This is a genomic window from Pseudomonas sp. ML2-2023-6 (genome assembly GCF_037055265.1).
GTDB classification, from domain to species: Bacteria; Pseudomonadota; Gammaproteobacteria; order Pseudomonadales; family Pseudomonadaceae; genus Aquipseudomonas; species Aquipseudomonas kulmbachensis.
Map to the genome: position 1 here is coordinate 5,293,103 of NZ_CP146347.1, position 18,770 is coordinate 5,311,872.

General features: G+C 58.3%; 18 protein-coding genes and 1 pseudogene. 5 read left to right on the forward strand and 14 right to left on the reverse strand.

What is annotated here, in order from left to right:
• Positions 1-2: 2 nt before the first annotated feature.
• The 12 genes from V6L79_RS24520 to V6L79_RS24575 form a co-directional block, all read right to left on the reverse strand.
• Positions 3-581, reverse strand: a complete 579-nt coding sequence (locus V6L79_RS24520; RefSeq protein WP_338579631.1) for a TerD family protein — start codon at positions 579-581, stop codon at positions 3-5.
• Positions 582-620: 39 nt separating this feature from the next.
• Positions 621-1,196, reverse strand: a complete 576-nt coding sequence (locus tag V6L79_RS24525; RefSeq protein WP_261739812.1) for a TerD family protein — start codon at positions 1,194-1,196, stop codon at positions 621-623.
• A gap of 26 nt (positions 1,197-1,222) precedes the next feature.
• Positions 1,223-2,269: a TerC/Alx family metal homeostasis membrane protein gene (locus V6L79_RS24530; RefSeq protein ID WP_261739813.1), complete on the reverse strand. Its 1,047-nt coding sequence runs from the start codon at positions 2,267-2,269 to the stop codon at positions 1,223-1,225.
• A gap of 7 nt (positions 2,270-2,276) precedes the next feature.
• Positions 2,277-2,726, reverse strand: coding sequence for a tellurite resistance TerB family protein (locus V6L79_RS24535; RefSeq protein ID WP_261739814.1), 450 nt, complete (start codon positions 2,724-2,726; stop codon positions 2,277-2,279).
• Between the two features lie 66 nt (positions 2,727-2,792).
• Positions 2,793-4,025 carry a TerD family protein gene (locus V6L79_RS24540; protein ID WP_261739815.1) on the reverse strand — a complete coding sequence of 411 codons (1,233 nt, stop codon included), beginning with the start codon at positions 4,023-4,025 and terminating at the stop codon, positions 2,793-2,795.
• Positions 4,022-4,612, reverse strand: coding sequence for a TerD family protein (locus tag V6L79_RS24545; RefSeq protein WP_261739816.1), 591 nt, complete (start codon positions 4,610-4,612; stop codon positions 4,022-4,024). The genes V6L79_RS24540 and V6L79_RS24545 overlap by 4 nt, the downstream gene beginning before the upstream one ends.
• A 73-nt stretch (positions 4,613-4,685) precedes the next feature.
• Positions 4,686-5,360 carry an HAD-IB family hydrolase gene (locus V6L79_RS24550; protein WP_261739817.1) on the reverse strand — a complete coding sequence of 225 codons (675 nt, stop codon included), beginning with the start codon at positions 5,358-5,360 and terminating at the stop codon, positions 4,686-4,688.
• On the reverse strand, positions 5,357-6,316 hold the full coding sequence (locus tag V6L79_RS24555) for an HpcH/HpaI aldolase/citrate lyase family protein (protein WP_338579632.1): 960 nt from the start codon (positions 6,314-6,316) through the stop codon (positions 5,357-5,359). The genes V6L79_RS24550 and V6L79_RS24555 overlap by 4 nt, the downstream gene beginning before the upstream one ends.
• Entirely contained in the window at positions 6,316-7,410 is a 1,095-nt protein-coding gene (locus V6L79_RS24560) for a cysteine protease StiP family protein (protein WP_338579633.1), read from the reverse strand. Before V6L79_RS24560 ends, V6L79_RS24555 begins: the two co-directional genes overlap by 1 nt.
• Positions 7,403-8,161, reverse strand: coding sequence for a trehalose phosphatase (locus V6L79_RS24565; protein WP_261739820.1), 759 nt, complete (start codon positions 8,159-8,161; stop codon positions 7,403-7,405). Before V6L79_RS24565 ends, V6L79_RS24560 begins: the two co-directional genes overlap by 8 nt.
• Positions 8,151-9,287 carry a phosphoribosyltransferase domain-containing protein gene (locus tag V6L79_RS24570; RefSeq protein WP_261739821.1) on the reverse strand — a complete coding sequence of 379 codons (1,137 nt, stop codon included), beginning with the start codon at positions 9,285-9,287 and terminating at the stop codon, positions 8,151-8,153. The genes V6L79_RS24565 and V6L79_RS24570 overlap by 11 nt, the downstream gene beginning before the upstream one ends.
• A gap of 94 nt (positions 9,288-9,381) precedes the next feature.
• The gene (locus V6L79_RS24575; RefSeq protein ID WP_338579634.1) at positions 9,382-10,395 is read right to left on the reverse strand and encodes an ATP-grasp domain-containing protein; all 1,014 of its coding nucleotides are present in this window, start codon (positions 10,393-10,395) and stop codon (positions 9,382-9,384) included.
• A gap of 176 nt (positions 10,396-10,571) precedes the next feature.
• Between V6L79_RS24575 and V6L79_RS24580 the strand changes: the two genes are divergently transcribed.
• From V6L79_RS24580 to V6L79_RS24590, 3 genes are all read left to right on the forward strand, one after another.
• Positions 10,572-11,867, forward strand: a complete 1,296-nt coding sequence (locus V6L79_RS24580) for a carbohydrate porin (protein ID WP_261739823.1) — start codon at positions 10,572-10,574, stop codon at positions 11,865-11,867.
• A 280-nt stretch (positions 11,868-12,147) separates the two neighbouring features.
• Positions 12,148-13,608 (forward strand): glycosyltransferase family 39 protein, encoded by a 1,461-nt coding sequence (locus V6L79_RS24585; protein WP_338579635.1) that lies wholly within the window; start codon positions 12,148-12,150, stop codon positions 13,606-13,608.
• A gap of 92 nt (positions 13,609-13,700) precedes the next feature.
• A complete protein-coding gene (locus V6L79_RS24590; protein WP_261739825.1) occupies positions 13,701-14,207 on the forward strand; it encodes a hypothetical protein in 507 nt (168 codons plus the stop codon).
• 110 nt (positions 14,208-14,317) lie between these two features.
• On the opposite strand, the gene V6L79_RS24595 is transcribed toward V6L79_RS24590, so the two are convergent.
• Positions 14,318-14,995 (reverse strand): histidine phosphatase family protein, encoded by a 678-nt coding sequence (locus V6L79_RS24595; RefSeq protein WP_261742502.1) that lies wholly within the window; start codon positions 14,993-14,995, stop codon positions 14,318-14,320.
• A 508-nt stretch (positions 14,996-15,503) separates the two neighbouring features.
• Between V6L79_RS24595 and V6L79_RS24825 the strand changes: the two are divergent.
• Positions 15,504-16,388 (forward strand): annotated as a pseudogene (locus V6L79_RS24825) (methyl-accepting chemotaxis protein); the annotation flags it as partial.
• A gap of 198 nt (positions 16,389-16,586) precedes the next feature.
• Positions 16,587-17,291, forward strand: a complete 705-nt coding sequence (locus V6L79_RS24830; protein WP_395247893.1) for a methyl-accepting chemotaxis protein — start codon at positions 16,587-16,589, stop codon at positions 17,289-17,291.
• A 48-nt stretch (positions 17,292-17,339) separates the two neighbouring features.
• Here V6L79_RS24830 and V6L79_RS24605 read toward each other — a convergent pair whose 3' ends face one another.
• Positions 17,340-18,770, reverse strand: a complete 1,431-nt coding sequence (locus tag V6L79_RS24605; protein ID WP_338580348.1) for a D-aminoacylase — start codon at positions 18,768-18,770, stop codon at positions 17,340-17,342.

Sequence of the window (18,770 nt, forward strand, 5' to 3'; positions counted from 1 at the left end):
GGTTAGCCCAGGTTAACGCCAAAGTTCGATGCCAATGGCGCCAGGCCACCTGCAAAGCCTTGGCCGATAGCCTTGAACTTCCACTCTTCGCCATTACGATACAGCTCGCCGAAGACCATCGCGGTTTCGGTCGAAGCGTCTTCGCTCAGGTCAAAACGTGCCAGCTCTTTGCCGTCTGCCTTGTTCAGAACGCGGATGTAAGCGTTCGAAACCTGACCGAAGTTTTGCTTGCGGCTATCAGCGTCGTGAATGGTCACCGCGAAAGCCAGTTTTTTGGCTTCTTGCGACAGGCCCGCCAGGTTGACGTTCACTTGCTCGTCGTCACCATCGCCTGCGCCCGAGCGGTTGTCGCCCTGGTGCACAACGTTGCCGTCCGGCGAAGTCTTGTTGTTGTAGAACACAAAGCTGCCGTCATTCAGCACTTTGCCGCTCTCGCCAACAATAAACACCGAAGCGTCGAGGTCGAATTCCTGACCGTCAGTCACTCGTGGGTCCCAACCCAGACCTACGATAACTTCGGTCAGGCCCGGAGCTTCTTTGGTCAGGGAAACGTTGCCGCCTTTACTCAGACTTACTGCCATGTGCGTGAACCCTTATATGAAAAGTTGATGGGTTGCGGATTAAAATTTCAGACCGTAGCTTTCAGCCAATGGCTTGAGACCACCGACAAACCCTTGACCGACAGCGCGGAACTTCCACTCGGCGCCATTGCGATACAGCTCGGCAAAGATCATCGCGGTTTCGGTGCTGGCGTCTTCAGCCAGGTCATAACGCGCCACTTCATTGTTGTTGTCCTGGTTCACAATGCGGATGAAAGCATTGCGTACCTGGCCGAAGTTTTGACGGCGTGCGTCAGCTTCGTGAATGGTCACGGTAAATGCGATCCGGTCGATGTCGGCTGGCACCTTGGACAGGTCGACCTTGATCGCCTCGTCATCGCCGTCGCCTTCACCGGTACGGTTGTCGCCCGTGTGCTCAACCGAACCATCGGTGCTTTTGAGCTGGTTGTAAAAAATGAAATCGGAGTCAGCGCGTACTTTACCGTCAGCCTTGAGCAAGAAAGCGCTCGCATCCAGGTCGAAGTCTTGACCATCGGTGGAGCGTGCATCCCAGCCCAGACCCACGAGGACTTTAGTCATCCCCGGAGCTTCTTTGGACAGAGACAGGTTGCCGCCTTTGGAAAGGGAAAGTGCCATGTGTAGTTCTCCTTAGTAATGTGCGATCAAGCGTTCGTGTCGTTTTTAACGTCGGACTGCTCTTCTTCCTTACCGGGAAAGATGATGCTGGCCACAATACCAATGGCCAATACCACCAACACCACGATCAAACTGGTGTTTGGATCAATGCTGATACCGTGGCCAAACAGGTGATCGGTTGCGTTCAGGGCCAGCTTGCCGGCGATAAAGAACAGCAGTGCGATAACCGATTTCTCCAGGTGTACCAGGTAGCGTTTCAGCGCTTCGAGAACGAAGTACATGGTACGCAGGCCCAGAATTGCAAACATCATGGCCGAGTACACGATCAAGGGTTCACGGCTCACGGCAATCACTGCCGGCACGGAGTCGAAGGCAAACAGAATGTCTGAAACCTCAACCACCACCACACACAAAAACAGTGGTGTTGCAAAAAGAGCGCCCTTACCTACAAGGGTCATTCCCTTGTTCTGCGGCTTCGTGATCTCTTTTTCAAGCTCTGTACGTGAAACAAAGAAATTATGTCCGTGCAGCTTCGGCCAAACCGGGAACAGTTTTTTCGCAAAACGGTAGGCCATATGCGTGGAGTAATCCTCCTCTTCGTCCTCTTCCTTGCTGCGCAGCATCATGATCGCCGTCCAGGCCACGACCACCGCAAACAGCACTTCGACCCAAGGGCCGAACGCCAGCAGACCAGTACCGATCGCCACGAAGATCAGACGGAACACGATGGCGCCGATGATGCCCCAGTACAGAACACGGTGACGCAGCGCGTCCGGGATCTTGAACCAGGCAAAGATCGCCATGAACACGAACAGGTTGTCGACGCTGAGAACTTTTTCCAGCGCGTAACCGGTTACGAACAGGCTGGCCACGCTTGGGCCGTGGGCGTAATACAGGTAGCCCGCAAATGCGAGGGAGATCAGCACCCAGAATACCGACCAGACGGCGGCGTTGGTCAGCGTGACCGGTTTATCGCTTTTGTGGGTAAACAGGTCGATTGCCAGAGCAATGACCGCCAGAGCCACAAATACAGCGATGGTAGTTGGCGGAAAGCCAATTGCCGTGTTTTCCATGATGTCCTCAGAGATCAAAATCGCCAGGGTTCAGCCCCAGCTCATTGCAGATGGTGCGGCAAGCAGCCCGCTCACTTTCATCAAAGTTGCCGTCGGCGCTACCGATTGCGCAGCAAACACGCACCAGCAGACGGGCGGCATCTTCTTTTTTACGCAGCTGACCAATCGACTTAAGCGCTTCAGCGCGGCCGATTTGCTGGTCAAACTCAAATTTTTCGCAGACGGCGTTGAATGCCTTGATCACGTCTTTAACGTCAAAGGCCTTCAGCTCATTCGAGTTCTGAATAAACCCGACCATCTTCTGTTTTTCGTCGCTGCTGATATTGCCATCGGCAGCGGCCACCAGTGCGCACCCGGAAACTACGGCTTCCATGAACTCACGGTTTTTGAACTTGCTGACTTCCGTCGAGAGCTTGTCACGGGCGGCAGTGGCGTTGGTTTTGAGCCATTCGAGCATTGGAGTCACCTTGTCAGAAATTATTGGAGCGGCGCCTGCGTCAGCAGGTGGCCAATTACATAGCGCTCATTTGGAGCCAGCAGCCCAGCGCATACCCCAACCGAACGCTTTATCCATATCGGAATGGCCCTTGAAAAATTCAACCCTGCGGTTGACCTTCACACTGCCTCCGATGTTTTCAAGCAATGCGATGGCGCACATGCCTTTGGTGCCACCCTCCTCGCTCAGACGCACTTCAATCGGCGGTTCACCCGGGATATACAAGGTGATAACGCCGTCAGTCGCCTGCCAGTTCGGTGCGCCTTCGTAGATGAACGCATACACCAGCACGCGACGCATCTTGCGCCACTCCTTGCCGTTGATACGCAGCCACTCGCCGTCGCTCACCGAGCCGGTACGGTCGTCGCCCATCAACTGGATAAACGGCTCGTCACGGAAGTCGCCAAAGGCATTGCCCAGGGCCTGAACCGCGCCCTTGCGGCCGTTTTCCATTTCGTACAGGCAACCCACGTCCAGATCGATACCGCCCGACTTGCCGGTCGCCTTGTTACGCAGGGTCGCGAAAAAACCGCCACCGCCACTGCCCGCGCTGTCGTTCGGGTTGGTGCGGTTCCAGTTCAGGTTGATCTTGATCTCGCCAAAGTCACCGTCCTTTTTCTCAAGGCTGATGGACGGGCGCTGCTTGTCCAGGGTGATCTTGGACAGGTTGATCTTCGACGCCGGAGCAGGCGCAGGCGCAGCAGGTGCAGCAGGTGCTGGAGACGGCACTGGCGTCGGAGCGGCAGCCGGAGCGGGCGCGGCAATATCAACGCCAAAATGCTGAGCCAATGGCGCAAGGCCACCGGCAAAGCCCTGGGCGACGCAGCGGAATTTCCATGCGCCCTGACGGCGATAGAATTCGCCGAGGATCAACGCAGTTTCTTGCATACCCTGGGTAGGAATCGGCGCTTCAATACCGCCACTCACCGCTACATTCAGCTGTGGGAAGGCATCGAAACGGGCCTTGTTCTCGTAAATGGTCGCGGTCAGTGCGACTTTTTCGATGGCCGGGTCAATGGCCTCCAGGTTGACGCTGAACACACTGCGCCCGGCAGCCGACTCGACCAGCTTGACCGCGCCATTGTTGACGCTCTGCTGGCCGAAGAAGCACATGTCGTTGTCGCCACGCACCTTGCCCGACTCATTGAGCAGGAAGGCCGACACGTCCAGATCAGCGCCCGCCACCGGGGTGTAGCTGATGGTCACGCTCAGGGTGCCAGAGGCAACGCCCGTATTGGCGCCAGGCGTCAAAGTCGTCATGCGCGCACCGCCTTGGCCGCATCACTGGCCAGGTCTTGTGCGGTACGGCCATTGGCCACGGTTCCGATAGCGGTCAGGTCCCAGCCCGCCGAGGTGCGGCTGATGTACGCCATGACCACCCCGGTGTGACGCCCCTTGTCCGACAAGTTGAAGCGCGCCAGCTCTTTGCCGGTCAGCTCGTCAACGATGCGGCAGTAGGCGTTTTCGACCGCTTCAAAATTTTGCCCGGTGAACGAGTTCACGGTAAACACCAGGTGTTTAACCCCGGCTGGCAGTTGCTCCAGATTGACCTGGATCGATTCGTCGTCGCCATCGCCCTCACCCGTGCGGTTGTCGCCGGAGTGAACGATGGAGCCGTCATTGGACTTGAGCTGGCGGAACCACACCAGGTCTGTCGGTTGTTTGGCACTGTCGAGCAGGATGCACGAAGCATCCAGATCGATAGCGGTGTCACTGCTCAGCAGTTTGGCAAAAAAACCGCTCGGCTTGACCGGGTCCCAGCCCAGGCCCATACGGATTTTTTTAAGACCGGTTCCGGCTTCTTTCTCGAGAGAAATGGTTTGATTCTTGGACAGCGAAATGGCCATGAAGCGTCTCCTTGTCTGCGCTGAAGCACGATAGGTAATTGCTGATTATTGACACGCTTTGCTTACGCCTGGCTTACAGCCCTTCACGTAAACACACGTCAAGTGGCCGCTTGCGGCGCCACAGCGCGTGAAATTCGCGCCAATGTGGCTCCTGAGCGGCCCCGAGCATTTGTTCATCGCCTACGGTGTCACCCCAGGCGCGTAAGATGTATTGGTCCAAAGGCCCGTATTGCGCCTCTAACCGAATGACTTTTTGCTCACAACGACAGTTGATACCGTCGATCTGCCCCGTCAGTACGCCATCGACTGAAGCCAGCCGGGTACCGATCAGGCCGATACCGAGTTTTTGGGCGAACGGTGTAAGCACCAGCTCCGGGGACGCCGAGCAAATAGTGACGTTGGCGCCCTGCTCAACTTGGTTGGCGACGGATGTTAATCCTAAAGGACGCATTAGACGCTGCCAGGAAACGTCACAAAATGCTTCGGCGCGTTCTTTTACCCACGCCTCTTTGGCACCGGTCAGGTAGACGGCGATCAGTTTTTCTTTCAAATCATTGCGCGAAATCCTACCCAGCAGATAGCAAGCGGTGGCCGGGATCATCCGCAGCAAACGCATCGCGAACAGCCGATTACCAAAGGCAAAGCGCAAAAAAGGCACAAAAGTATCGTGATAGGTCAGCGTGCCATCAAAGTCGAAAGCCGACAGAACTTGCTTGCCATTGATCGGTGTCTTCAAAACGTCGTTCAACCCACTAATTCAGCCAATCGCAGGCTGCCTCCAAAAGTGTCTGACGAGCTGGCAACTTCGGGACGAACCCCTTGCCAATGTGCTCGTTCAATAATTGTTTGCGCCCATTTGTAATGGGTCGCGGGTTCACACATGGCGTCATTGAACTTGAACACCGCAGGCGCCGCCTCACTCAGTATGTGGCGTGCGCTGTTGAGATCTTCAAGGCTGACTTGCAACGCCCTGTGGATAACTGCAATTTGCGACGGATGAATAGCGGTTTTACCCACAAGCCCGTGGGCCATATCCAGCGCCAGCTCTTGCTCCAGCAAGTGCGGTGCGTTCAGTTGTTCAAACACCGGTGCGGTCAGGGCAAAGCCTGCCGAGCCCATAATCCCGCATAACATGGGAATCACATAGCTCATGGGTGTGCTGTACAGGGTCATGGTCTGTGGGCGACGCAAGCCCAGGCAGCCCATCAAGTCATTGCCGCCTATGCGCAGGGCAATAATGCGCCCCGGCAATTGCTCCAGCATGGCGCTGCGCAGCTCAACCATGGCATTGGGCACAAAGACTTCAGGGGTTTCCAGGGTAGGCATCAGCATCAAGTCGTCGCGGGTAACCGCATGCTGCCACTCGCGAATATTACCCAGGCTGAGTTTGGGTACTACAAAGCCGTCAACATGGCGCATCAGCGACCACTCGTTGAGCACCGCCGCCATGGCGGCATCCCGGGGCCGCACAAACAGGATCGGCCCGGTAGACGGTCGACCACCACGTGCCTCAATCCCCAGCAGCAGGCTCTTGAGGTTGTTCAGCCCCTGCTGCACGTCGGTTTCGGCCACGGCGTCTTCCAGGCACACCACCAGTGAGCGCAAACCCTGAATTTTGTCCCCCAGCACCACGTCAAGAATGTCGGGACGGGTGGCCGGCATATAAAGTGTGGCGCCCAAGGCATAGGCTGAATGTTTGATCATCAGCGAACACTCCTGATTACGGTCACTGCACGATACGGCCCCAACTCATCACCGACTTCCTGGACCTCGATGTTGGCCTGGCGCGTCAAGTGCAGCAGCAGTTGCACGTCCTGATCGTCAAGGTTGCGGACCAGTACGTGGTCCGGCACCCGGCGCATAACGGCGCGGGTGGCCTCGGCAATACCCGGTTTGACCCGGTTGGGGTTGGTCACCGCAAACCGGGTCGAGATACGTTCGACCGCCGCCACCGCCGAGTGTTGCAAAACTTCGGCCTGCTCCGTTATCCACGGCTGTGCAGCGACCAGCGGTGCTAGCTGCGCACGCTCGGTCTCGATGCTGTGGATAAAACTCATGGTCACATCGTGTTCCGCCAAATGGTCGTACACCACACAGCCATGCAGCCCAGGGTCTTGTGGCCAGATAGAGCGAGAAACCAGCCCTGAAACCGTAGCCCCCAGGATGCCCGACGGGATCAGCCAGTCTTCAGCCGAAGCCGCCAGCCAGGCGCGCCCACAGGGGTCGGCCAACACCACCAGTCGCGGATCTGCCGGGAAACGCGAGTCTCCCGCCAGGCTGTCGCGAATCTGCCCGCTGATTGCACCCTTGCCGGTCCAGCCATCGACAAACACGATGTTCTCGGCACCGTGGGCCTTGATGATAGCTTCGAGTGCGACGTTGTCGATTCCACGGTCGCGAATAATACTGATCCCGTAATGCGCAGCCTCGCGCCCCAGATCAACCAGTGCCCGACGCAGCAACACGCCCAACGGCAAGCCTGCCCGTACAAACGACACCAGCGCAATCGACGGGCCGCTGTAGCGTTCGTTCAAGGCCTGTGCCAGCGCTTGCACATCCGCTGCCATGCGGGCGCCGTTCTGTGCCAACGCAAGCTGATAGAGGCTTTTATGGGTGTCGGACGGTGCATGCTCCTGGCTGATCATCTCGGAGTAATGGCGCTGCTGGGTCTGGATCAGGCGCTCTTTTTCCTGCACGTCGGTGACTTCAATCTGCATGGCGCGCAGCAAAAAGTGCACGTCATCGGCGTCATAACTGCCACTGCCGACGGTATGCAGTCCTGCAAAAGCGTTACTCATGGTCGACACTCGCCAACACATGGCTGGCCAACTGACCGCGCTTGGGCGTGCCCCACCAGTCGCACTCGGCCATAAAGCCCAGGTCCGACACGCTGTCGCCAAAGCCCAGCAGCGGGCGCTTGCCGTTGATCGCCTGATCACGGCGGATCCACTCGCGCACTGCTTCGCGCTTCTGCAAGGCCTGAGGCAGGAACGCCAGATTGTTGCCATTGCCGTGCACGTACAGCCCGTCCAGCAAGCCCCGCGCCTTGACCTCAGCCAACACGGTGAGCAACGCCTGGTCGGTTTCATTGTTGTGCTTGGTGACCACGTAATTGGCCAAGCCCTGTTCTTCTACCACCCAGCCGCGCAACGAGAAGCCAAGCTCCGTGCCAATGGCCAGGGTTTGCTCGCTCAACTGATGCAGCCGGGTTTGCTCAAGCGCCAACTCGTCGCACATGCGGGCATGCCATTGGGCATCCAGCGAGCCGTCCGGGTTGAGGATCACCCCACCGTGGGCACAGACCGCGCCATGGACAAAGGGCAATTGCACCCGCTGATAGGCTTCGATGCTGCGCGCAGTCACCGGGACTACGTCGCTGGTGGCCAGCAGCCACTCAACAAAACTCTTCTGGGTCGCGCTCATAAAGCCGTTGGGCTGACCATCCACATCCAGCGTGGCGGCAAAGCGTGGCTCATCGCCCATTTTGCGGGCGGTTTGAAACAGGGTGTCATCCAGATCGACGAACACCAGAGGGCGATTACTGCTCATCAACGATTACCTGCGCATTCAGTGCGCTGATCAGCGCCGGGTCGACGGCGGCTGCCGGGGTTTCGCTGCAAATCAGCACCCGGTCAAACTGGCCGGGGGCGACGTTATAAAGAAAGTTGGGAATACCCAGGCCGTAGTTGTCAGAGAACGACAACGCGTGGTCGATGGCATGCCCCAAGGCAATCGGCGAGCGGCTGGTGGAGCTGAAGCGCACATCGGCACCCGCCCGCTCCAGGCGCTCGGCCAGCAGAAAGGGGCGCCAGACAAATTCACTGGTGCCAATCACCAATACCCGCTCACCGGGTGTGACCTGTAAATCAGGCGCCAGCGTGTCGAGGTGTTGGCGAACGCCCATGCGCCCCCAGTCACGACTCGAATCGAGCGCCCAGTCGCCTTGGGCCACACTGCCTACTTCAGGCATATCCGGCAGCTCTGCGGTTGGATCTTCGGCGAACGTGTAACGACCGTCGAGCAAAGAGACGCTAGTGACGTGGTCACCCATCGCCTTGCGCACCGCATCCTGGGACCAGTCGGTCAGGGTCGCGGTAACGATGCGTTCAATCGAATCGAGCCCCGCCTCGGCCAGCGCCCGTGACAGGTTGATAAAGGTATTGCCGGTCGACGCTTCGTCGTCCACCAGCACCAGCGAGCGGGCGTTGAGCATCATTTCGCGGGTTTGCGCATCTTGTGGCAGATGCAGCAGGTGCGAACTGGCGTGGCTGTGTTCTTCTTCAAAACGGGCAAACAGTTCGCTGCCCGTGGGGTGACGGCTGCTGCACAGATACACGCTGTCATTGCGGGTCTGGCTCAAGGCGCGGTGTACGCCAGCACCCAGACCGACGGCCGTTTCAGCCATGCCGATCACCAACACCGGGCCGGGCAAGTCGGCAGGAATCTTGGCGGCCAGGGCATTGAAGCTTTCAGCCATCAACGATGGACGGGCCGGGATATGGCGACCCAGTACCCGGGAGACAAACAAAAAGGCCCGCTTTGGATTGCGCCGCTCGGCAAAATCGAAAAGTGCCTGTGGATCAAAGGTCGATGCATTGACCTCTACCTCCAGACGACCGCGCTTGAGGTTTGCATGCAAAACCTTGGGTTCAGTCGTGGGGTTAGCGCTATTCATCAACATTTACTACCTGAAAATACTTAAAAAGTGGGGGACGATCAGCGAGTCGATAACTTTAGACAAGCGATAAATAGTTACCGGAAACGTCAACTCAACCTGGTAGCGAGTCCCCGCGTACCGGAACCACGACCGTGATCGCCTTTACCTGAATATCATCGCGCCAGACGCTGGCAGGCACGGGCATGCCGAGGCGGCGAGCGGCAAAAATACCGGGCAGGTTGACCCCGGCTTCACGGGTGTAGCCGATGCCACCGGAGTAACGCAGATTGATCTCCAGCAAATGTGGCTGGCCCGCCGCGTCGTCACGGGTTTGCACGTTGACGATACCGTCGCACTTGAAGTGCCGTGCGGCCTTGATCGCCAGCTCAACCGCTGGGCCGTCGCGCTCGAATGTCTGCATCAGGCCTTGCTTGCGTCGCCCGACATAAGCCACGGCTTCACCGGCCTCGCACACCATGTCTACCGAGCATTCGCTACCGGGCATATAAGGCATGACCAGCAACGGCTTGGGCGTCTCGGACAGGCCATAGGCCTGGGCAAACACGGTCGCGTTGACTTCATGGGCGTCAGCGTTGGCAAAACTGCGAAACGGGTCGACATCATCGGCCAAACGCCAAAAGCCTTGGCCGTAAATGCCGCGCGTTGGCTTTACGCAGACCTGACCGTCGCGGGCCAGTTGGGCGTAGGCCTCTTGCAGCTCGGCCTGGGTGCTCACGGTAATCGCCGGAATACACGCCAGTCCCGCCGCCAATGCCTCACGAGTAAACGCCGACTTGTCATCAACCCGTTCAAAGGTGTCCAGGTCCAGAGCACCTGTGATCAGTTGCAGCCCCACAGATTCGAACTCGCCACGGTGCGCTTCATAAACCTGACCCACGCGCCCGGCCAGCACCACCTTGATCTTATGGGCCCGCGCCTGCTCGATGACCCAGTCGATGCGTTCTTGATTGTCCTGCGGCTCGCGCCAGGCGACATCGGCCAACCCGGTAATTTCAGGGCGACTTTGTCGGTGTGAAGCATAAACCCGTACCGCATCCGGCAGCGCCGCTCGGGCACCTGCAATCACGTCGCGTTGGCTGGATTGCCCTTCAAGAAACCAGATCATGAACATCCCTTGGTACGGATAAACGCGGGAGTCTAGCGGATGGGGGCTACCGACGCCCTTAGTCATTACGGGGATGCCGTGTAACCAAATATGAAAATTATTAACTAACTAGTTCATAATGTGCGGCATCGTGTCGCGCCCTGTCGCCGACACTTCATATAAAGGAGCACCCGTAGATGTTTTTCTCTTCCCGCGCCCTGCTGAACACCAGCCTGTGCGGCGGCTTGTCATTGCTGGCCCTGGCGCCTGCCTGCGTACTGGCCGATACCACCGACAACCTGATGAACCGTTCGACCCTGACCGGCGACTGGGGCGGTGAGCGCCAAAAGCTGATCGACAAAGGCGTCAAGCTGACCGGCGATTACAACTCCGAAACCTTTTCCAACCTGCAGGGCGGGATCAAGCACGGCACTCGTTACTCGCAACAAGTACGCATCGGTGCCCAGTTCGACCTGAGCAAAATACTCGGCACCGCCGATGCTGGCCTGGTGCAAATCACCGTCAATGATCGTCGCGGCCACAGTGCTTCCGAAGATCTGGTAGGCAACCGCTTGCCGATCCAGGAAAACGCCGGCGGTAACTTCACCCGTCTGTCCGAGTTCAGCTACCAGCGCACCCTGTTTTCCGAAGACCTGACCACCAAGCTGGGCTTCTTGCCGATGGGCAATGACTTTGGTGGCATGCCGCTGCTGACCAGCTTCGTCAACGCCGGTTTTTGCGCCCACCCGCTGACCCAGTCCAATGGCAGTGGCTGGACCAACTACCCCACCGGCCACTGGGGCGGTGAGTTGCGCTACACCGTGAGCCCGGCACTGACCCTGCAAACCGCCGTGTTCCAGGTCAACCCCGAGTACAACAGCCGTTCCTCCGAAGCCTTCAGCATGACCACCAAAGGCACCACGGGGGCGATCATGCCGCTGGAAGCGATCTTCACCAACAACGCCTGGCTCAATGGCCAATACAAAGTGGGCTGGTACTACGACACGTCCAACACCCGCAAAATTGGCAGCACACAAAAGGCCAACAATCGCACCGGCGCCTATGTGTTGGTCGACCAGGCCATCTGGCGTGACGAGCAAGACCCCGAAAGCGTGTTGCGCGCCTTTGGCCAGGCGGCCAGCAGCAATGCTGCAACCTCGCCGATGAGCCATTGGTACTCGGTGGGTCTGGTCAAGCAAAAGCCGTTTGCCAGCCGCCCCAAAGACAGCATCGCCTTCGCCTATGGCCGCGCCGTGTTCAACTCACGCTCACGGGATGTTCAAGAAGCGGCGGCCAGCAGCCCGGAACAAGCGGACATGATCGCTAACCTGGACAGCGGCGAGCAGTTGCTCGAACTCAACTATGGCGCGCAAGTCACGCCGTGGTTGCTGTTGCGCCCGGACCTGCAATACATCATCGAGCCGGGGGCCTTCTACGGCGCCAGCCGCAGCAATGCGCTGGTCGCGGGATTGCAGGTTAAAGCCACGTTCTGACCGACAACCCTCTGTAAATACTCTGTTCCAGATCAAGCCCCCAGTGGGAGCGAGCCTGCTCGCGAATGTTCTTCGCGAGCAGGCTCGCTCCCACGCTTGAAGTATCTCTCTCCACTGACGAGGAACAAAGGCTGCGATCGAGTGCAAAACAGTCGTAAAAGACTTTAACGATCGCTTCGCTCCTCAGCGGCAAATTGGGCAGACAGGTTTCACAATTTGTTAAGAATTGCCCTCCTATACTCCAGCGCAGTATTCCATTCGATTTCTGCCTGGTAGCCCAATGCGTCTGACTCGTCCTGCTTTGCTGTTATTGCTGCTCGGTTGTGTCCTGCTGTTTTTTGCACTGGGCAATCATCAACTACAAGGCTCTACCGAATCTCGGGTGGCGGGCATCGCCATGCAAATGCACTTGAGCGACGATTGGGTAACGCCCAATTTGCTCAATGACCCCTTCCTCGAAAAACCACCCCTGAGCCTGTGGCTGGATGCAGGCGCCATTCGCCTGTTCGGCGGCGAGTTGTTCGCGGTGCGCCTGGCCTCTGCCTTCGCCGGCTTATTTAGCGTGCTGTTGCTGTACGCCATGTTACGCAAACTCGGGCGTCCAACCGCTCTGGCCTGGACTGCAGCGGCGATGCTGGCAACCATGGGGATTTTTTGGGGTAACGCCCGCCAAGTGGGCGAAGACTCTCTGCTGACCTTGGGGGTAACCATGGCGTTGCTGGCGTTTTTTTATGCCAGCCGCCAGCTTCGTTTTGCCTGGGGCAGTTGGCTGTTGTTTGCCGCTGGGATTGCCATTGCGACCTTGAGCAAAGGCGTACTGGGACTTGCCCTTCCGGGGGTGGTGATTTTTGTCTATTTGCTGTGCGAAAACCTGATCGAAAAACGCTTCGCCCTGCACAATTGGCTGCGCCCCGCCCTGCTGACTCTGCTCGGACTGGTCCCACTACTGATCTGGCTGTGTGTGCTGTATCAGCGCGGCGGGATGCAGGCGGTAAGCGAACTGTTATGGACCAACAGCGTTGGGCGCTTTAGCGGATCGTTTGTCGAAGCCGGGCATTACGAACCGTTTTACTACTACCTGAGAAAACTGCCCGAAGCCTTCCTGCCGTGGAACCTGCTGACCTATCTGGGCCTGTGGCACTTTCGCAAGCAGCTGCGCGACAACCCGTTTCTGCTGTTCTTCTGTGTGTGGCTGGTGGCGCAATTTCTACTGTTGAACTTCGCCTCCAGCAAACGCGCGGTGTACATGATGTCGCTGGCGCCAGCCGCCGCCGTCATTGCCGCAGAATACGCCCGGGTGATTCTGGACTGGCTGCGCAAAAAAAGCCCGGAGTCGGCAACAGCCAGGTTCCTCAGCGATTACCACCGTCCTCTAGCCATCGCGCTGTTAGCTGGCCTGGTGGCCGCCTATATGCTGGCAGCGCATTGGGCCCCGCGAGCCGACAAGGAAGAGTCATTCCAGCCCATCGCCGCCCATGTCATGGACCTGCAAGCCAGTGGCAAACAGGTGGCGCTGCTCAGACCCGACGAGCGCCTGGGTGCCGTGGTGTTTTACACCCAGCAATTGCAGCACACGCTCAAGACCACGGACGAGCTGCGAGCGTTTCTCAGTGCATCGCCTGACAATATCGCCCTTGTCGAGAAGCCCGAAATACCGGGCATCTCCTTGAACGTACTGGACAAGGTCAGTGTGGGGCGTCACCACTTTTACTTCGTCAGCCTGGCAGCACCCACCCCATAAACTTGATCCGAGGCAACAGATACGCAGATGGCGTGGCCGATCGTGGTGCATTGGCTACGCTCCTTGGGCGATTCCCAGCCAAGGAGCCTGTCATGACCATCAGCATCACCAGCAAGACCCTGAGCGACTACGACGCTAATCTGGCCTTCAACACTGCTACCGCGTTTCTACGCAAATCGGATCTGGCCAATTACCTGATTGATCAACTTGAACAGCAGCGCGTAAAGCTCCACGTGGAGGTCAGCACCGACCCGGCACTGGCCAATCAGGATGTATCGAACAACGGTTCGATTGTCTGGAACCTGCACAGCAACGTATCGCCCAGTGCGGATTTGACCGACGTGACAACCCTGCTCAGTCGTATCCCTGCGCCGCAAAAGCCCTATATCACCAGCCAATGGGTGCTGCTGCATTTGCTCGCCCTTGCCATCGAGCAATTGAACAGCCAGCTCAACTTCCGTGACGCGGATGCGACCTGGCCGTGGCTGGATGAAAAAGTGCTCAGCGCCAGCGATATCGAAAATGTGGTGGCCCGCGAACTCAGCGACCTGCCGTTGCCCGATGAGCAAAACTGGGACCGCCTGCTAAAGCGTATTTGATGGGTATGCAGTGACTCAGCAGGAGCGAGCCTGCTCGCGAAGCGAGGACACCTTCGCGGGCAGGCTCGCTCCCACAGACGGGGTCACACGGGCCTTCACCGCAGAGTGTTTCAGAATTGTGAGGATTCAATCCCGTGGTGTGTAGTCACCACCGGTACAATGCTCGCCCAGTCCTTGGTCTCGATATAACCGAGCATCTGCGGCGCTGCGTTCACACCATTGGTGTTGATAAACAATGAAGCGCCGTAGCCAAAGGTAGTGTCCGTTGACAGGTGCATGTCCACCAGCATTTGGTCCATGCACTCGCTGTGGCTCACGAGTATCAGATTGTGACCCGGCACTTTGTGCTTGAGCGCATCACGCAACATCGTGCCACGGCAGTTGAACAACCAGTCCTGTGCCTCTACCGGTCGATCAAACATGGCGTTGGCCGTTTGCCGGGCCCGGGTCAGCAGGCTGCTATAGATATCGGCGTTATTGAGCCCCAGCTGCTTATAGTCTGCACCCAATACCTGGACCGCCTGCGCACCGCGCACCGTCACCCCGTCTGCGGGGCCAAGGCACTGCGTAGTCGAGCGATCACAGCGTTCGGCATGCCGCACCAGCACAATCACATCGCCCTTGGCCCAACTGTTAGTCAGTTGCAACACCTGATCGGCATGGCTCGGCTGCCCCAGATTGGCCGGGGACGCGGGAGCCAATATCGCCAATGTCAGTGCTACGGCCAGCACGGCGGCAAAGATCACCACCAATGTATTTTTATAGCGGGCCAGCCCACAGCGCAGCATTACGCGATTGATTGCGTTCAAACCAAGACTCAACGTCACAGTACACACGCTCCTATGGCAGTCAGTGAACGACACTGGCCGCCACCCTATAGCCCGAATATGACAACGGGTCGCTTAGCGTCCCTGCTGCAAGAAATAGACTTACACAATGTTGTTTTCTATTAGCTGAACACGAGTTTAAAAAAGCGCAGGTCAGTGACAGGTGAAACAAATGTGAAAAAAAACGTGAGCCGTTAATGAACGACGCACACAAGAAAACGTTTCAGCTCTGACAAATGCCGCCGATATAGCCGAATACAACACTCGGCTGGGCCAAAAAAATAAAACCCTCCAGCGAACTTAGATCATGCGTGCAGCGTTCCTGGAGAACTCAATGAACAGATGGCTGAGCAACATCAGCGTCAACCTGAAACTGTCCCTGGGCTTTGGCCTGGTACTGGCCCTAACCTGCGTGATGGCCGTCTGCAACTGGATCAGTCTGGACAAGATGATTGATCGCAGTAACTGGATGAGCGACATCACGCGCCTCAATACCGCGTTTACCAACCTGCGGGTCACGCGCTTGCAGTACATGCTGACGGACGGCGACGAAACTGCCGCACAGAATGTACAAACCAGCATTGATGCGTTTAAGACCCAGCAAAATGAGCTGATCAGCACTTTTCAAAGCCCTGAAAACCTCAAGTTGCTCAAGGAGCAGCAAGAGGTCATCGGCCGTTACGAGCGTGCACTGGCGAACATGCGCAAGGCGTATATTGAGTCTGCCGCGTCGCGAGCCAGCATGGACCGCAACGCCACACTGGCACAGGACGCCATCGCGACCCTGATTGCCCGTGCCCTGCAACTGCCTGTGGGTGATGAAAGCCGTTTCGACATGTTCCAGACGGTATCCGAGGTACGCGAGCAGTTCCTGCTCTCGCGTTATCAGGTGCGCGCTTATATTGCCGCACCCAACCCCACCACCGAGAAGGCTGCACGCCAGCAACTGGACAGCGCCGTCGCCAGTCTTGAACGCTTGACCGCGCATTTCGGCGCGAATGCCGGCGACACCCTGCGCACCCTGACCCAGACCATGGCGCAGTACAAACAAGCGCTGCAGCTGTACGCCAGCACCGACAACACCATCATCGCCATGCGCAAGGACATGACCGAGTACGGCACCAGTATCCTTGGCCACAGCGATGAGTTGTACAAGCTCCAGCTGGAACGCCGCGATATCGAAAGCGCCACGGCCAACAGCATGCAACTGATCACCACCTTGCTGGTGTTGCTGTTTGGCATCACTGCTGCCGTCATCATCACTCGCCAGATCACCGTACCTCTGCGTGAAACCCTGGCCGTGGTTGATCGCATTGCCAGCGGCGACCTCTCGCAGAACCTGCGGGTGACCCGTCGCGATGAACTGGGCGTGCTGCAACAAGGTATTGCGCGCATGGGCACAACCCTGCGTGAGTTGATCAGCGGTATTCGCGACGGTGTGAGCCAGATCGCCAGTGCTGCCGAAGAGCTGTCGGCCGTCACCGAGCAAACCAGCGCCGGGGTCAACAGCCAGAAGATCGAGACCGATCAAGTAGCCACTGCGATGCATGAAATGACCGCCACCGTGCAGGAAGTCGCACGTAACGCCGAACAGGCCTCGCAAGCGGCGGCCGCGGCAGACAATGAAGCCCGCGAAGGCGACACCGTGGTCAACCAGGCGATTGATCAGATCGAGCGTCTGGCGGTAGAAGTCGGCCGTTCGACTGAAGCCATGGCCGTGCTGCAACAGGAAAGCGACAAGATCGGCAGCGTGATGGACGTGATCAAGGCTGTGGCCGAACAGACCAACCTGCTGGCCCTCAACGCCGCCATTGAAGCGGCCCGTGCCGGTGACGCAGGCCGTGGCTTTGCCGTGGTTGCCGATGAAGTGCGCGGTCTGGCCCAGCGCACGCAAAAATCCACCGAAGAAATCCAGACCCTGGTTGCAGCCCTGCAAAGCGGCACGCAGCACGTGGCCAGCGTGATGCACAACAGCCGCAACCTGACCGACAGCAGCGTGACTCTCACACGCCAGGCAGGCACGTCGCTGCAAGGCATCACCCGCACGGTGTCGAATATTCAGTCGATGAACCAGCAAATTGCCGCAGCCGCCGAGCAGCAAAGCGCAGTGGCCGAAGAGATCAGCCGCAGCATCGTCAACGTGCGCGACGTCTCCGAGCAAACCGCAGCGGCCAGCGACGAGACGGCCAAGTCCAGCGTTGAACTGGCGCGGTTGGGTAATCAGCTACAAGAGATGGTGAGCCACTTCAAGGTGTAACCACTCGAGCCTGTGGGCGCGGGCTTGCTCGCGCCCATAACAGCAATATCAGCGAGCTAAAAACACTCCGGCGCGATTGCCACTGGCTGCGCCCTGTTGATAACTCAACACACCGTTGACCCACACCCCGTCTATCCCTTCAGCTGCCTGCTGCGGTTGGTTGAAATCTGCCACATCGCGCACTGTCCTGGCGTCGAACAGCACCAGGTCCGCCCAGTTGCCTTCGCGTATTTCGCCCCGCTCCCTCAGACCAAAACGCTGCGCCGACAACCCGGTCATTTTGTGTACTGCCGTGTGCAAAGGGAACAGGCCCACGTCTCGGCTGTAATGCCCCAATACCCTTGGAAACGCCCCCCACAGACGCGGATGCGGAAACGGGTCTTCAGGCAACCCGTCCGAGCCGATCATCGATAACGGATGCGCGAGGATCCTGCGCACATCGCTTTCATCCATCCCGTAATACACCGCGCCTGCAGGTTGCAAACGCTGCGCCGTGTCCAGTAACGACAAGCCCCAAAGCCCGGCAATGTCCTGTAAATCACGCCCACCCATCTCAGGGTGCGGCGTCGACCAGGTGATGGTGATGCGAAACGCATCAGTCACTTGCTTGAGGTCCAGGGTCGAAGAACTCGCCGCATAGGGATAGCAATCGCAGCCCACCGGGTGGGTCTTCGCCGCCTGCTCCAGCGCCGCCAGCAACTGCGGGCTGCGCCCCCAATTGCCCGCACCGGCGCATTTGAGATGGGAAATGATTACCGGCACTCGAGCCTGGTGTCCGATCAAAAACGCTTCGTCCATCGCCTCCAGCACGGGTTCGAACTCACTGCGCAAATGGGTGGTGTACAAAGCCCCGAACGCAGTCAGTTCGCCAGCCAGTTGCAGCACTTCGTCGGTCTCGGCACTGAATGCACTGGCGTAGGCCAGCCCTGTGGATAACCCCAAAGCCCCCGCTTCCAGGCTTTCGCGCAGTTGTTGACGCATGGCCTGGATTTCACTGGCGCTGGCGGTGCGCTGCAAATCGTCCATATGGTTACTGCGCAAGGCCGTATGACCGATCAGCGCGGCAACATTCACTGCAGGGCTGGCCGCCTCGACCGCGGCACGATAGTCACTGAAACGCGGGTATACAAACGCAGCCTTGGCCCCCAACAGGTTCATCGGATCCGGCGGTTCATTGCGCAGGGTCACGGGCGATGCGCTGATGCCGCAGTTACCGACAATCACCGTGGTCACGCCCTGACTGAGTTTTGGCAACATCTGCGGCTGGCGGATAACCACTGTGTCATCGTGGGTATGTACATCAATAAAGCCCGGCGCCAGCACCCGGCCAGCGGCGTCAGTTTCGTGGGCGGCGCGTGCACCGCTCAAGTCGCCGATACGCTCGATACGCCCCCCGCGCACCGCCACATCAGCCGTATAGGCCGGGGCGTTAGTGCCATCAATCAGCCGTGCATTGCGAATCAGTGTGTCGTAGCGCAT

Excerpts from the sequence above, each read along its gene's own strand:
- V6L79_RS24565 (WP_261739820.1), bottom strand. The coding sequence starts at position 8,161 with ATGAGCAGTAATCGCCCTCTGGTGTTCGTCGATCTGGATGACACCCTG.
- V6L79_RS24605 (WP_338580348.1), bottom strand. The coding sequence starts at position 18,770 with ATGCGCTACGACACACTGATTCGCAATGCACGGCTGATTGATGGCACT.
- V6L79_RS24560 (WP_338579633.1), bottom strand. The coding sequence starts at position 7,410 with ATGAGTAACGCTTTTGCAGGACTGCATACCGTCGGCAGTGGCAGTTAT.
- V6L79_RS24535 (WP_261739814.1), bottom strand. The coding sequence starts at position 2,726 with ATGCTCGAATGGCTCAAAACCAACGCCACTGCCGCCCGTGACAAGCTC.
- V6L79_RS24590 (WP_261739825.1), top strand. The coding sequence starts at position 13,701 with ATGACCATCAGCATCACCAGCAAGACCCTGAGCGACTACGACGCTAAT.
- V6L79_RS24530 (WP_261739813.1), bottom strand. The coding sequence starts at position 2,269 with ATGGAAAACACGGCAATTGGCTTTCCGCCAACTACCATCGCTGTATTT.
- V6L79_RS24595 (WP_261742502.1), bottom strand. The coding sequence starts at position 14,995 with ATGCTGCGCTGTGGGCTGGCCCGCTATAAAAATACATTGGTGGTGATC.
- V6L79_RS24540 (WP_261739815.1), bottom strand. The coding sequence starts at position 4,025 with ATGACGACTTTGACGCCTGGCGCCAATACGGGCGTTGCCTCTGGCACC.
- V6L79_RS24580 (WP_261739823.1), top strand. The coding sequence starts at position 10,572 with ATGTTTTTCTCTTCCCGCGCCCTGCTGAACACCAGCCTGTGCGGCGGC.
- V6L79_RS24525 (WP_261739812.1), bottom strand. The coding sequence starts at position 1,196 with ATGGCACTTTCCCTTTCCAAAGGCGGCAACCTGTCTCTGTCCAAAGAA.
- V6L79_RS24555 (WP_338579632.1), bottom strand. The coding sequence starts at position 6,316 with ATGATCAAACATTCAGCCTATGCCTTGGGCGCCACACTTTATATGCCG.
- V6L79_RS24575 (WP_338579634.1), bottom strand. The coding sequence starts at position 10,395 with ATGATCTGGTTTCTTGAAGGGCAATCCAGCCAACGCGACGTGATTGCA.
- V6L79_RS24585 (WP_338579635.1), top strand. The coding sequence starts at position 12,148 with ATGCGTCTGACTCGTCCTGCTTTGCTGTTATTGCTGCTCGGTTGTGTC.
- V6L79_RS24570 (WP_261739821.1), bottom strand. The coding sequence starts at position 9,287 with ATGAATAGCGCTAACCCCACGACTGAACCCAAGGTTTTGCATGCAAAC.
- V6L79_RS24520 (WP_338579631.1), bottom strand. The coding sequence starts at position 581 with ATGGCAGTAAGTCTGAGTAAAGGCGGCAACGTTTCCCTGACCAAAGAA.
- V6L79_RS24830 (WP_395247893.1), top strand. The coding sequence starts at position 16,587 with ATGACCGCCACCGTGCAGGAAGTCGCACGTAACGCCGAACAGGCCTCG.
- V6L79_RS24545 (WP_261739816.1), bottom strand. The coding sequence starts at position 4,612 with ATGGCCATTTCGCTGTCCAAGAATCAAACCATTTCTCTCGAGAAAGAA.